At 49.2% G+C, this 13,417-nt stretch carries 10 protein-coding genes and 1 rRNA gene; 6 read left to right on the forward strand and 5 right to left on the reverse strand.

The annotated features are described in order from the left end of the window. Positions 1 to 48: 48 nt before the first annotated feature. From HQ48_RS01880 to HQ48_RS01890, 3 genes are all read right to left on the reverse strand, one after another. Positions 49 to 1,577: ribosomal RNA gene (locus HQ48_RS01880) — 16S ribosomal RNA — on the reverse strand. Between the two features lie 624 nt (positions 1,578 to 2,201). Then, a complete protein-coding gene (locus HQ48_RS01885; protein ID WP_044231435.1) occupies positions 2,202 to 3,821 on the reverse strand; it encodes a PH domain-containing protein in 1,620 nt (539 codons plus the stop codon). Continuing rightward, on the reverse strand, positions 3,811 to 4,350 hold the full coding sequence (locus HQ48_RS01890; protein WP_081969686.1) for a PH domain-containing protein: 540 nt from the start codon (positions 4,348 to 4,350) through the stop codon (positions 3,811 to 3,813). Before HQ48_RS01890 ends, HQ48_RS01885 begins: the two co-directional genes overlap by 11 nt. A 971-nt stretch (positions 4,351 to 5,321) precedes the next feature. Here HQ48_RS01890 and htpG point away from each other — a divergent pair. From htpG to HQ48_RS01920, 6 genes are all read left to right on the forward strand, one after another. Beyond that, on the forward strand, positions 5,322 to 7,379 hold the full coding sequence (htpG, locus tag HQ48_RS01895; RefSeq protein WP_044231437.1) for a molecular chaperone HtpG: 2,058 nt from the start codon (positions 5,322 to 5,324) through the stop codon (positions 7,377 to 7,379). A 156-nt stretch (positions 7,380 to 7,535) separates the two neighbouring features. Next, a complete protein-coding gene (locus HQ48_RS01900) occupies positions 7,536 to 8,180 on the forward strand; it encodes a cell division ATP-binding protein FtsE (protein ID WP_235300184.1) in 645 nt (214 codons plus the stop codon). Between the two features lie 52 nt (positions 8,181 to 8,232). Next, the gene (locus HQ48_RS01905) at positions 8,233 to 9,579 is read left to right on the forward strand and encodes an aspartate kinase (protein WP_044231439.1); all 1,347 of its coding nucleotides are present in this window, start codon (positions 8,233 to 8,235) and stop codon (positions 9,577 to 9,579) included. A 3-nt stretch (positions 9,580 to 9,582) separates the two neighbouring features. Next, positions 9,583 to 10,467, forward strand: coding sequence for a 1,4-dihydroxy-2-naphthoate octaprenyltransferase (gene menA / locus HQ48_RS01910; protein WP_044231441.1), 885 nt, complete (start codon positions 9,583 to 9,585; stop codon positions 10,465 to 10,467). A gap of 66 nt (positions 10,468 to 10,533) precedes the next feature. Further along, a complete protein-coding gene (locus tag HQ48_RS01915) occupies positions 10,534 to 10,851 on the forward strand; it encodes a metal-sulfur cluster assembly factor (RefSeq protein WP_044187985.1) in 318 nt (105 codons plus the stop codon). A gap of 4 nt (positions 10,852 to 10,855) precedes the next feature. Continuing rightward, a complete protein-coding gene (locus HQ48_RS01920; RefSeq protein ID WP_044187988.1) occupies positions 10,856 to 11,653 on the forward strand; it encodes a UDP-2,3-diacylglucosamine diphosphatase in 798 nt (265 codons plus the stop codon). Positions 11,654 to 11,855: 202 nt separating this feature from the next. Here HQ48_RS01920 and HQ48_RS01925 read toward each other — a convergent pair whose 3' ends face one another. Together HQ48_RS01925 and HQ48_RS01930 are read right to left on the reverse strand one after the other, a co-directional pair. After that, entirely contained in the window at positions 11,856 to 12,653 is a 798-nt protein-coding gene (locus HQ48_RS01925; protein ID WP_044231442.1) for an RNA methyltransferase, read from the reverse strand. Then, positions 12,643 to 13,401: a biotin--[acetyl-CoA-carboxylase] ligase gene (locus HQ48_RS01930; protein WP_044231444.1), complete on the reverse strand. Its 759-nt coding sequence runs from the start codon at positions 13,399 to 13,401 to the stop codon at positions 12,643 to 12,645. The genes HQ48_RS01925 and HQ48_RS01930 overlap by 11 nt, the downstream gene beginning before the upstream one ends. Between the last annotated feature and the right edge of the window lie 16 nt (positions 13,402 to 13,417).

The following is a 13,417-nucleotide window of genomic DNA, read 5'->3' on the forward strand; positions in this document are numbered from 1 at the left end:
AACCATCTACAAAGAATCCCTTAACCAGTCTAACCTAAAGGTCTCCAGAAAGGAGGTGTTCCAGCCGCACCTTCCGGTACGGCTACCTTGTTACGACTTAGCCCCAGTCACCTGTATTACCCTAGGCCGACCCTCGCGGTTACGGACTTTAGGTACTCCAGACTCCCATGGCTTGACGGGCGGTGTGTACAAGGCCCGGGAACGTATTCACCGCGCCATGGCTGATGCGCGATTACTAGCGAATCCAGCTTCATGGAGTCGAGTTGCAGACTCCAATCCGAACTGTGAAGAGGTTTAGAGATTCGCATCTGGTCGCCCAGTAGCTGCCCTTTGTCCTCCCCATTGTAACACGTGTGTCGCCCCGGATGTAAGGGCCGTGCTGATTTGACGTCATCCCCACCTTCCTCACGCCTTACGACGGCAGTCTCCTCGGAGTTCCCAGCATTACCTGATGGCAACCAAGGACAGGGGTTGCGCTCGTTATGGCACTTAAGCCGACACCTCACGGCACGAGCTGACGACAACCATGCAGCACCTACATAGATGCCCCGAAGGGAAAACGGCTTTCACCATATGTCATCTACATTTCAATCCCGGGTAAGGTTCCTCGCGTATCATCGAATTAAACCACATGTTCCTCCGCTTGTGCGGGCCCCCGTCAATTCCTTTGAGTTTCACCGTTGCCGGCGTACTCCCCAGGTGGATTACTTAACGCTTTCGCTCAGGAGCATACTGTATATCGCATACGCCCAGTAATCATCGTTTACTGCGTGGACTACCAGGGTATCTAATCCTGTTTGATACCCACGCTTTCGTGCTTCAGTGTCAGTTGTACCTTAGTAAGCTGCCTTCGCAATCGGAGTTCTGCATGATATCTAAGCATTTCACCGCTACACCATGCATTCCGCCTACCTCATCTACACTCAAGCTCGCCAGTTTCAACGGCAATGTCCAAGTTGAGCTCGAACCTTTCACCGCTGACTTAACAAGCCACCTACGCACCCTTTAAACCCAATAAATCCGGATAACGCTCGCATCCTCCGTATTACCGCGGCTGCTGGCACGGAGTTAGCCGATGCTTATTCATAGGGTACATTCAATCTAGCACACGTGCTAGCCGTTATTCCCCTATAAAAGAAGTTTACAATCCATAAGACCTTCATCCTTCACGCGACTTGGCTGGTTCAGGCTCCCGCCCATTGACCAATATTCCTCACTGCTGCCTCCCGTAGGAGTCTGGTCCGTGTCTCAGTACCAGTGTGGGGGTTCAACCTCTCAGTTCCCCTACCCATCGTTGCCTTGGTGAGCCGTTACCTCACCAACTAGCTAATGGGACGCATGCCTATCTCGTAGCAAAATTCTTTCCTCACATGATCATGCGACCTTGTGAGCATACGCGGTATTAGTCCGTCTTTCAACGGGTTATCCCCCTCTACGAGGCAAGTTGCATACGCGTTACGCACCCGTGCGCCGGTCGCCATCAAACTTAGCAAGCTAAGTTCATGCTGCCCCTCGACTTGCATGTGTTAAGCCTATCGCTAGCGTTCATCCTGAGCCAGGATCAAACTCTTCACTGTCATATTTTTGATTTGTTTGTTTCTGTTTTAACGCCCTTAGGATGTTGCCTAATTAATTTACTGAATNTCATCCTGAGCCAGGATCAAACTCTTCACTGTCATATTTTTGATTTGTTTGTTTCTGTTTTAACGCCCTTAGGATGTTGCCTAATTAATTTACTGAATCCCCTGTAATAAATTGACGGTTAGATCTGTTTCTAAACGTTCTTGTACTACACTTCTGTAATTGTCAATATCAAATATCTCAAAGATCTCTTCAGTCGCTTTTCGCAGGCCACCCCGCTCAAGCTATCTTAAGTTTTTTCTCCCGAAACCGCCCCACTCGCTCGAGAGGCGCTATCTGTCTCGTTTGCGGTTGCAAAGATAGAGCAAAACTTTATTACAAACCAAATATTACAGCAAAATATTTTTACCACACTCCACTAAAACACAAACAAAACAATANTAGAGCAAAACTTTATTACAAACCAAATATTACAGCAAAATATTTTTACCACACTCCACTAAAACACAAACAAAACAATAAATATCAAATAATTAGAACCCAAGAAAAATTTCTCATCTAACGCCAGACATTTCCTTTATTGCTTTGCCTATATCGACTCTCCCTCCCCTACTGTTCAGCTACACGGGCCTCTCACGAGAAGACTTGGAGAGGTAAATCCAGACCTCAATGAGGTGCTCCACCTCAGTCTTGTCAAGCGATCTTAGCACAAAGTCACGCCCCATCGTATCGATTTTGAGCGCACACGCATTAGTATACCTCTGCCAAGGAGCTTGAGTGATACGCATACGCTCTACCCGCTCGATGAGGATCCAAGTATCAATCTCAGCTAATGCACCACTAGAAACAACAAGATGTCGATCAGTTGCAGCTACACCACTATACCTATATATACCATAGCTACGCAGAGCTCCAACAAACAATAGCAATATCCCAACCACAGTTCCTGCTAGCGCACTCCCGAAATCCCAAAGCAAGGCTGATGCACAGACAGACACGATTAACCAAAAAGACAATCGAGTATAGAAAAGCCCCACTCGGGCATGTAGCTTAGGGATAATCCACTCTCTACCACCTCCCCAATGATGAAGCAAACGATCGTAATCATCGAAGGCATTCAAGTTAATTAGCCCAGCCTCTCGCTGCTCGGTATCGAGGGCATAATCCGCAACCCCAAGACACACAGAAGAAGTATTGAAGATCCGCTCTAGATAATTCCTTTTAATAGTAAAGGTGATAATCTTGGAGAAGCGAATTTTCTTATACATCGTCGTAACCAAACCTCCAGTCCACTCAACACGATTGCCCCAAACCTTAATCTCTGCATGATAATTGAGATAGATATGACGACCGACCAGTAGCAGCACACTAATTACATACCCAGCCAAAAGAATAAGTAAAAATGATATTATCTGCGACCCATGCTCGACAACCTCAACCTGACTCTCGAGCCACCCTACCGCATCTGGAGCTAAGGTATCTGGGGAGAAACCTAGGTCTAAGTCGGAGATTGTGTCGAAGACAAAAGAGAAGATAAACCAAATATAGACGAGGCCTCGCAAATGATTTTGCATCAAGGCCCCCAAAATAATCTGCCGAAGCGAGTAGCGATAGCTCCAGCACTGCTCTTCAGTAGTCATCTGTGCAGAAGACTTGTCTATCGAGGAGAAACTCAGAGCCACAGATGCAACTTCCGCAAGATGGGCCGATACGCCCACTGGGCAGTCTGCAGCTAAGATCTCGGCCGAGGAGTCGAACTCAGAGTCGAGCAGATGCTCCTGCTGGTTTACCCATTGACGCAGAGCTTCGGCTTGTTTGTTGGGCAAGATCAGTGTAACCTCCTCCTTCATACTAGCGACGCTATCTAGCACCAAGCCCTCTAGATCTAGGGCACGATAGAGGAGATTAACCCTAGATCTTAGGCTATGAATACGATCTATAGGAATGGTGCATGCCTCTCGACGAAAGAAAAAATTACGCTCAACATGTAGCATACCGCCTTCTACCCAAAACTGAGTACTGCAAGCAAGCCAAATAGCCCTCACGAGATCCAGCGGTAAGAACAGCACGAGTAGCCAATATGACCAACCAGCCATATCGACATCAAACACTCCGCTCACAAGCCCCAATAGGAAGAGGGCTATGAGCCAAATATACCCATAGCAAAACTCCAGAAACATCGCCAGCATCGCAGTGCGACCTAGCCTACTCCTCTGACTAAAATCGTAGCTAGTAGTCATGGCGTATCTGGGACAAAATATGGTCACGTAGTGCCTCCGCCTCACTCGCCTCTAGGCCTCTGATACGGCAAGAAGCACCGCCTGCCGCATCTACCTCCACAGTATAGAAATCGAGCAAGCGAGCTATAGGACTCTGAGATAGACTGACCTGCTGCACACGATCAAGGGGGATTGTCTCGGTCTTGACGAAAAACACACCCGAGCGATGACTAATATCATGCTCACGAACGGCATAGCCTCTGCGTGAGAAGCTCAAAGAGATTGCCCACAGACTAATCCCCAAACTTAAACACCACAGAGTGCCCAAAGCTAACAGTAACCACAGAAGAGCCGAGAGCTCCAACTCAACTATCGCCAATACTACTGCAAACACAACTGCCCCCAAGAACCACAGCAAAACGAAGTTGATACGGATAACCTGAATATAACGAGGGAGTAATGGGCTAAAAGAGATCTGAGAGAGCTGATCTACAGACTCCAACGGAATTTGATGATTGGAGAAGTGCGCCTGAGTGGAGTCCTGTTGCATGATTTACAGAGTAACTAGATGAACGATGTGATCACTAAATATCGTACGACTTGATCGGTAAATGGCTCAACACACGAAGATATACACTTCTCTCCAGAAATACAAGGAGATTAGGCGCCATAACAACCCCAATCTATCCATAGGGAAGAGGAACTCTCTGGTAGTAGAGCACCATGCATCGCAAGCAATAGCCCTGCCCAGCCCCCAACATAGCACGCACTATACCCCGATAGAGCACCCAACCGGCATCTCATTCTCCTACTTTATTTGTTAAAGAATACAAACAAAATAACTCCCAAATTTGATCGTATGACCAAGCATTCCGTTAAGGCTCTCCAAAGGAACAAGAAGAATTGATGGGAAGATCTTGAGGGATTGATGGACTAATCCTCTGCGATGTGTCCACCAACCCATAAAGATTGATGGGAAGAAATACCTCGAAAGTGCACTATGGAGCCATAAAGCCGCCTAAAGAAATAACACACAATACTGATTAACAAATAGATATAAAAACCTCTCTTTAGACTACCCTTTGCAACTGCTGGAGGGGTAAGCCCCCAAACATAGCCCAACGTAATACAGGGCCTTCTAGGGGGCAAATACGAGATCTACACTTTTACACCCCAAGCACACAGATATTTTCCCACCAACATTCTGAAACTTGGCCTAAAATCTAAATTTTGGGGAGCTCAAAATAATTCGATCTAGTAGCGCACCGCTACGTCCATTCTCCAAGGCTAGCCCTCAACATCTCCCGCTACGCCTCTGCCACTCTAGATACATCATTCATCACCTGCTGGGATTACTCTAGACTCGATGCGTCTACTCTTCTCCACCTACCCTACTTGACGTGCCGGAACAGCAGCTACTGACATCTATACTATGACATATTGACACATACCTCCCGTTGGCATCGTGTTTGCGCTTACCTTGCCCAGACAACAAATACAATATTAAAATAGAACGAAAGTATGAGCAAACAAGGTAAGATTGGGGTAACGAGCGAGAACATCTTCCCCGTCATCAAAAAATTTCTCTACAGCGAACACGATATTTTTCTGCGTGAGCTAGTCAGCAACGCAGTAGACGCCTCGCAGAAACTCAAGGCCTTGAGTTCTGCTGGCGAGTTCAAGGGAGAGATAGGCGACCTCAAGGTAACGATTTCCGTAGACGCCGAGGCTGGCACCATCACGGTGAGCGACCGCGGTATCGGCATGACGGCAGAGGAAGTAGACAAGTATATCAATCAGATTGCTTTCTCTAGCGCAGAGGAGTTTCTAGACAAGTACAAGGACGATAAGCTCGCCATCATCGGGCACTTCGGTCTAGGTTTCTACTCTTCCTTCATGGTAGCTAAGCATGTAGACCTCATCACCAAGAGCCACCGTGAGGGAGCTCAAGCGGTCAAGTGGAGCTGCGACGGATCGCCCGAGTATACAATAGAAGAGGTAGATAAAGCCGATCGTGGTACGGATATTGTCCTCTACATAGACGATGAGAGCAAGGAGTTTCTAGAGAAGTCACGCCTAGAGGCTCTGCTCAACAAGTACTGCAAGTTCCTCACTATACCCGTCGTTTTTGGCAAAAAACAAGAATGGAAGGATGGCAAGATGCAGGACACAGATGAGGACAACCAAATCAACGATACCCACCCTGCATGGACCAAGAAGCCTAGCGAACTGAAGGACGAGGACTACAAAGCCTTCTACCGTCAGCTCTACCCAATGAATATGGAGGAGCCCCTCTTCTGGATTCATCTCAACGTAGACTACCCCTTCAACCTTACGGGGATTCTGTACTTCCCTAAGATCAAAAATCAGATGGAGCTACAGCGCAATAAGATACAGCTCTATTGCAACCAAGTTTTCGTCACCGAGGAGGTAGAGGGTATCGTACCTGAGTATCTGACGCTCCTGCATGGAGTGATCGACTCGCCAGATATTCCGCTCAACGTATCACGCTCTTATCTGCAGAGTGATGCTCAGGTTAAGAAGATCTCTAATCACATCACCAAGAAAGTGGCCGATCGTCTAGACGAAATATTCCGAAACGATCGCCCTCTCTTCGAGGAGAAGTGGGATAGCCTCAAGATCTTCGTACAGTATGGTATGCTGAGCGACGAGAAGTTCTACGACCGAGCTCAGAAGTTCGTACTACTGACCGACGTAGCAGGCAAGAAGTTCACAATCGAGGAATACCGCACCCTCGTCGAAGCTGAGCAGACAGACAAAGATGGTCAGCTCGTGATCCTCTACGCCGACAACAAAGATGCACTATACAGCCACATACAGAGAGCCGAAGCCAAGGGCTACTCAGTGCTGCTGATGGACGGTCCTCTAGATGTGCATGCCGTAGGACAACTGGAGCAGAAGCTCGAGAAGGTACGCTTCGTGCGTGTAGACTCAGACTCTGTAGCTAAACTCATCGTGAAAGAGGACGCCAAGGCTATCGCCCTAACTAGCGAGGAGCAGGCTCGTCTGGAGCAGATCTTCGCAGGTCGTCTACCCGAGCAGGAGAAAAAGCTCTACCATGTAGCTATCGAGTCTATGGGGGCAGAGGCTGATGCCGTACTGATCACTCAGGCCGAGTTCATGCGCCGTATGCAGGAGATGGCCAAGATGCAACCGGGTATGAGCTTCTATGGTGAGATGCCAGAGAGCTACAATGTAGTACTCAACGCCGATCACCCGCTCGTACGCCGTATCCTCGACGACGAAGCTCAGGCTATCGAAGTAGGTCTGCAAGCTAAGCGAGATGAACTAGCAGCCAAGACGGCCGAGGTAGAGGCTGCACGCAAGGAGCAAGAAGGCAAGAAAGACGAGGAGATACCAGCAGCAGACAAGCAGGCGCTTGAGGATCTAGCCTACAAGCAAGCCGAGCTAGAGGGAGCGATCAAGAACGAACTCAAGGCCTATGGCGCTGGCAACGACCTAGTCGGTCAACTGGTAGATCTAGCTCTACTGGGGAGTGGACTACTGACGGGCGAGGCACTGGCTCGCTTCATACAGCGTAGCCAACGTATGCTCTAGAACAGGGGATAATACAGTATGCAAGGGCGTGGCGAAGGGAGGCTTTGTCACGCCCTTTTTGATAGCCATAGGGAGAACAAACTGCTCAAATCTGAAGAGTTTTGTGTAAGTTTGTAAGCTAATTATAGATGAATTATGAGCGAGCGAGATGTAGTTTTGGAATATAAGAAAACACAGATCTGTCGTAACGAACATATCTTGTTTGACCAATTTGATCTGCAGGTAGAGGCCGGGGAGTTTGTTTATCTGACTGGAGCAGTCGGGACAGGCAAGAGCACTCTACTCAAGACAATCTATGCAGATGTACCCGTACAAGGGGAGGTGGCTCGGCTATTCGACTTCGACCTCACACGCCTCAAGAAGCGCCAAATCCCAGAGCTTAGACGCAGCCTTGGTATCGTATTCCAAGACTTCCAGCTACTACAGGACAGAACAGTGTACGATAACTTAGACATCGTCCTATGCGCCCTAGGGGTCAAGCGAGGACAAGAGCGCCGTGAGCGCATCGAGCAGGTCCTCTCAGACGTAGGCCTAGAAACCAAGGGCTATAAGTACCCTCAAGAACTCTCGGGGGGGGAGCAGCAACGCACCGCTATTGCCCGAGCCTTGCTTGGTCGGCCCCGTATGCTACTGGCCGATGAGCCTACGGGTAACTTGGACCCAGATAGTGGTGTCGCCATTACGGAGCTCCTACATCGCCTTGCACAAGAAACTAACGCAGCCGTCTTGATGGCCACGCACAACCTATCGGTCATACAACGCTTCCCCGCTCGCATCTTAGATATTAGCTCGCTGCGCTAGAGTAATTACCGCTGGAATCATTGATCATTTCACAACATAAAGAATTACTTCGTTGAAGGTTATGAAATTTGGAGGCACATCGGTTGCCTCCGCAGAGCGCATCAGACACGTCGCTGATTTGATAACATCTACCTCAGAGCCTAAGCTAGTCGTGCTATCGGCCATGGCTGGCACTACCAATATGCTCGTGGAGATAAGTAGACAGCTTGTAGCACGTCATAGGCACGAGGCCCTGATGATGCTTACCAAGCTCAAACGTAAGTATGAGATCGAAACGCAGGCTCTCTTCCCCGATCCTGCGAGCTATGACCGTAACTGGACCATAGTGAATGAAACGTTCTTTTTCCTCGAGCAGATCTGTTACGTGGAGAATTTTACTCTCTTCGACGAGAAAAAGATACTAGCGCGAGGCGAGCTACTGAGCACAGCGATGATGCTTGGGCACCTTGCCGATCGTGGCTACAAGGCCGTGGGGCTACCAGCTCTGGAGTATATGCGTACAGACAAAAATGCAGAGCCAGACGAAGACTACATCAGAGAGCATCTGCGTGCTATCATAGACAAGGCCCCCAAAGACACTAAGCTATTCATCACCGAGGGGTACATCTGCCGCAATGCTTTCGGCGATATCGACAACCTACAACGTGGGGGTAGCGACTACACCGCCTCGCTCGTCGGGGCAGCCTTAGAGGTCGATGAGATTCAGATCTGGACGGATATTGACGGCATGCACAACAATGACCCTCGCTTCGTTGAGGCTACGGCTCCCGTCCGTCGCCTCCGCTTCGAGGAGGCAGCCGAGCTGGCCTACTTCGGTGCTAAAATCCTCCACCCAACTTGCATCAAGCCTGCACAAGCTAAGTCTATCCCCGTTCGACTGCTTAATACGTTAGCCCCCGAGGCTCCCGGCACACTTATCTCCACAGATACAGACAAGGATCTGATCAAGGCCGTGGCAGCCAAGGACGAGCTAACAATGATACGTCTACGCTCCAGCCATCAGATGACGCCTTGGAGCTTTATGAGTAAGGTTTTCGGTCTCTTCGAGCACTACCGTATCCCCATTGATATGGTAGCCTCCGCTGAGGTAGCCGTTTCGCTTGCTGTGGAGCGTGGCAGGCTGACTCCTGAGTTCATCGCCGAGCTCGAGGCTCTTGGCACTCTAGAGCTAGAGCACAACCTGACTATCGTGTGTGTGGTAGGCGATATGGAATGGGAGAATGTAGGTTTCGAGGCACAAATCCTATACGCACTGAGGGAAGTACCAGTCTTGATGATCTCCTACGGCGGTAGCGACTACAATCTATCTGTACTGGTAGATGCCGAGGATAAACGCAAAGCTCTGCTTGCCCTAAATGAGCATCTCTTTGAGCCAACAATAAGACAGTCTAAGCCCTAGGGTATGAGCACTTACTCCAGACCTCAGCTTTGGCTTGGTCTACTTCGCCCCAAGACACTCTTCTCTGGGCTATCGTCGGTACTCGTGGCCATCGGCTACGCCTATAGCCAAAGTCACTCGAGCTGGCTCATCTCAGTACTCCTAATCTTGCTAGCCGTCAGCGCACAAATCGCCAGCAATATCGCTAACGATCTGATTGACTATAAGCGTGGAGCGGATACAGAGTACAGAACAGGACCACTACGCCCTCTGAGTAAGGGGCTCATCAGTCTGGGAGAGGTCAGAGCTGCTCTAGCCGTCAGCCTAGTGGTGCTATTGACTTGCGGCCTCTCACTCATAGCGATGTCCTCTTGGTGGCTACTGCTAGTAGGCTTGGCTATTGTGCTTGGCATTTTTGCTTACTCGGGCGGTCCCTATCCTCTCTCGTACAATGGTCTTGGCGAGGTAGCCGTACTGATCTTTTTCGGCTGGGTACCAGTAGTCACGAGCTACTATATACTCGGCGGAGATCCTCTAGACTCTACGCTGTGGCATCTGGCTACGGCTATTGGTCTAGCCAGTGCCAATATCCTCTTGGTCAATAACTATAGGGACTACGCCGAAGATAGCCAAACCGGCAAGCGCACTATAGTCGTACGCTTCGGGCGAGATTTCGCCCCCAGACTCTACATGACCAATGGTTTGCTGGCTATGGGACTACTCTACCCGCTCTTCTCTACATGGTCTTGGGTACTACTACAGATTTACATACTATCTTTCTTGCAAGCACATAGGTCCTTGCAGAGAAGCGAAGGGGAGGCGCTCAATAGAACTCTAGCCCTTACGGCTCGCAACGTTTTCGTCCTAGCACTTATTATCCTTGGTCTACTCTGGCTTCGACCAGTGTAGGCTTTTGTCTATTTTGTGGATTTAGGATAAGTTTGCGCCTCATTCATCAATCAATTAGCGACAACAATGAGCAATCAATATCTAGAAATGGAAGAGCAGATCGTGGCCATGCTACGTACTGTATATGACCCCGAAATCCCTGTCAATGTCTATGATTTGGGACTAATCTACAATGTAGATGTAGACGATAACAAGTTCGTCACCATCACAATGACCCTCACCGCCCCCAACTGCCCTGCGGCAGACTTCATCGTCGAGGACGTGAAGATGAAAACCGAATATGTAGATGGAGTAACGGGCGTAGCCGTGGAGCTGACCTTCGAGCCCGAGTGGAATAAGGATATGATGAGCGAGGAAGCCCTCCTCGAGTTAGGTTTCCTCTAGGGCGTTGGCTGTGACAAGGGACAAGATCTACTTCGTCAGTGATGTGCACCTCGGCTCGGGCTATCACGCAGATCCTATGGCAGTAGAGCGACGGCTCGTGCGGTGGCTTGAGTCTGTGCGCCCCTCGGCTCGGGCAGTTTATTTCCTTGGAGATATATTTGACTATTGGTTCGAGTACCGCAAGGTTGTTCCTCAGGGTTATGTTCGCTTCCTCGGACTACTTGGACTGATGAGCGATGAGGGTATAGAAATTCACTTCTTCGCAGGCAATCACGACGTTTGGTTCGCCGACTATCTACCACGAGAGATTGGTGCCACCATTCATCATAGAGCAGAGATCGTACAGCTTATGGGCAAGACCTTCCGCCTTGCCCATGGCGACGAAGAATACAGTCAAGAGAACTGGAAGGATCGTTTGATTTACCATATCTTTAGGTCGCGCATTTGCAGAGCCCTCTATGCAGCTGTTCACCCTCGCTGGACGGTAGGACTAGCCGAGTCGCTCTCTCTACGCAGCCGGCGTAGAGGACTGCAGCTCCAAACTATCGGGCGTATCCCCCACGCCTACCACAACGAGTACTTCGACGTCGAGAAGGAGCTACTCGTCACCAAGGCCAAGGAGTATAGCCAAGAGATACCCGAGGTTGATTATTTCCTTTTTGGGCATCGACACCTGATGCTCGATATGGCGCTACGCAACGACAAACGAGTAATAATACTTGGCGACTGGCTACGCTACAACTCGTACGCAGTCTGGGACGGAAGCTATCTATCTCTAGAGCAATTTGAGGTAATAGACTAGGGCTCATAAATAGAGGAATGCATCGTGCGTGGAACTGCAATGCTACTTACGACATTTGCTCTGCATGGGCTCGGCCATCAGTTGGGGTCAGATACACCAGTATGCTCCCTCAAACCTCGGGCTTGGGGCCTTCCATCTTACGTATTCTGAAATACCTAAAAAGGGGCTATGGCAAAAGTGAATTTTGCCATAGCCCCTTTGCTCATTTCATTACCCCTCGCCTAAACTCTGACAAGCAGATCGCTGTAGCTATGGCTACATTGAGAGACTCGCTCCCCATACCATCGGACGAATAAGGTGGGATATAGATGCGCTTTGAGATATAGGGTTTAACTTCTGGACTAATGCCATTCCCTTCATTCCCCATGACGAGGAGTTGTCCGTCGGGAATGTCGGTAGACAACCCCATTTGATAGATGGGTTCCCCGTCTAGAAAGGTTCCATAGACTAGCCCTCGGTAATGTGCAAGAAAATCTCTAGTGTCACCTTGTAGCCTAGGAGTATGCACTCTACAGAGTGCCCCCATTGTGGCTTGTACTACCTTTGGAGAGAATGGATTAGCACACCCAGAGCTGAGCACGACATCGCCAATACCGAACCAGTCTGCTGTACGAATGATTGTACCTAGATTGCCGGGATCTTGTACATTATCTAGAAGCAATACTAACTCTTGGGAAGCATACAAGCGCTCTACACTGAGCTCTGGCAGATGAAACAGAGCTAGAGTAGCCTGAGGTGACTTGAGAGAGCTAATCTTGGAGAAATCGAAGCTATCGCTTACTACTTCGCAACTCTCAGGGCGTAGCTCTAGGGGCAGCTCGCCTATACGCTTACTCAATAGATTATACTCCTTGGGCTTGACAATAAGCAGTGCGCAGGCAAAGCTGCCAAGCATATCATGAACAAGCTTGATCCCCTCGGCGACGAAGAGATTATGCACCTTGCGCTCGGAGGCTTTGCTGAGCGATCGGATAAATGCAAGGTCGGGCTTACTCAGCATCGAACTGTATCTCCTTGAAGGCATAAGTAGACTCCGCACCGTCCTCTCTCTGCAAGACAATCTGCCCGGTAGGGAGTACATCTTTGATTGAAGCCAAGAAGTGACCTTGGGTATCTGTAAACGGGTGCAAACCTCGTCGGCGATAGAGGCGACGCATGTATTCACGGTGCACCTCCGCATAGTTCCCAAGAAGAAACTCCTCAATCATAAAGCCGTAACGCTTCATCAGACGGCGAAGTACTTCGTCTGGGTCGTAGCTCTCTCCTGTAATCTGTTTAAGTGATATAGGGTTAGGTATATCTGCTGGGAAAGACTCTTCATTGAGATTGAGGCCAATGCCCGCTACAGAGTAATCTATCTGCTCGCCCGTGATACTGTGCTCAATAAGGATACCTGCGATCTTTTTATCTTCGTAGTAGATATCGTTGGGCCACTTGATCTTGAGCTTATAGGCTTGATCTTCGTCAAGGTAGCGTGCGATAGTTTTGAGCAGACCGTAGGCCACTAACTCACTTACGGCATACTGGTCCTGCGGAGCAATGTAACCGTTGCGTATTAGAAAAGAGAATGTAAGGTTCTTGCCTGCCGAGGTGTACCACGAATTACCTCTCTGGCCACGCCCCTGAGTTTGGTTACGAGCAACTACAGCGAATAGTTGTGGTAGATTACGATCCTGCTGGAGCATTTCCATGAGATAACTATTGGTGCTAGCCGCTTCGTCTAGGAAGAGAAATCTGTCTGTCGTCATAATAGTTCCGTATGTA

Origin of the sequence: Porphyromonas sp. COT-290 OH3588 (assembly GCF_000769075.1) — a bacterium.
Taxonomy (GTDB): domain Bacteria; phylum Bacteroidota; class Bacteroidia; order Bacteroidales; family Porphyromonadaceae; genus Porphyromonas.

Coding starts and splice junctions, on each gene's coding strand:
- HQ48_RS01930 (WP_044231444.1), bottom strand. CDS start 13,401: ATGACGACAGACAGATTTCTCTTCCTAGACGAAGCGGCTAGCACCAAT.
- HQ48_RS01885 (WP_044231435.1), bottom strand. CDS start 3,821: ATGACTACTAGCTACGATTTTAGTCAGAGGAGTAGGCTAGGTCGCACT.
- HQ48_RS01925 (WP_044231442.1), bottom strand. CDS start 12,653: ATGCTGAGTAAGCCCGACCTTGCATTTATCCGATCGCTCAGCAAAGCC.
- menA (WP_044231441.1), top strand. CDS start 9,583: ATGAGCACTTACTCCAGACCTCAGCTTTGGCTTGGTCTACTTCGCCCC.
- htpG (WP_044231437.1), top strand. CDS start 5,322: ATGAGCAAACAAGGTAAGATTGGGGTAACGAGCGAGAACATCTTCCCC.
- HQ48_RS01915 (WP_044187985.1), top strand. CDS start 10,534: ATGAGCAATCAATATCTAGAAATGGAAGAGCAGATCGTGGCCATGCTA.
- HQ48_RS01890 (WP_081969686.1), bottom strand. CDS start 4,350: ATGCAACAGGACTCCACTCAGGCGCACTTCTCCAATCATCAAATTCCG.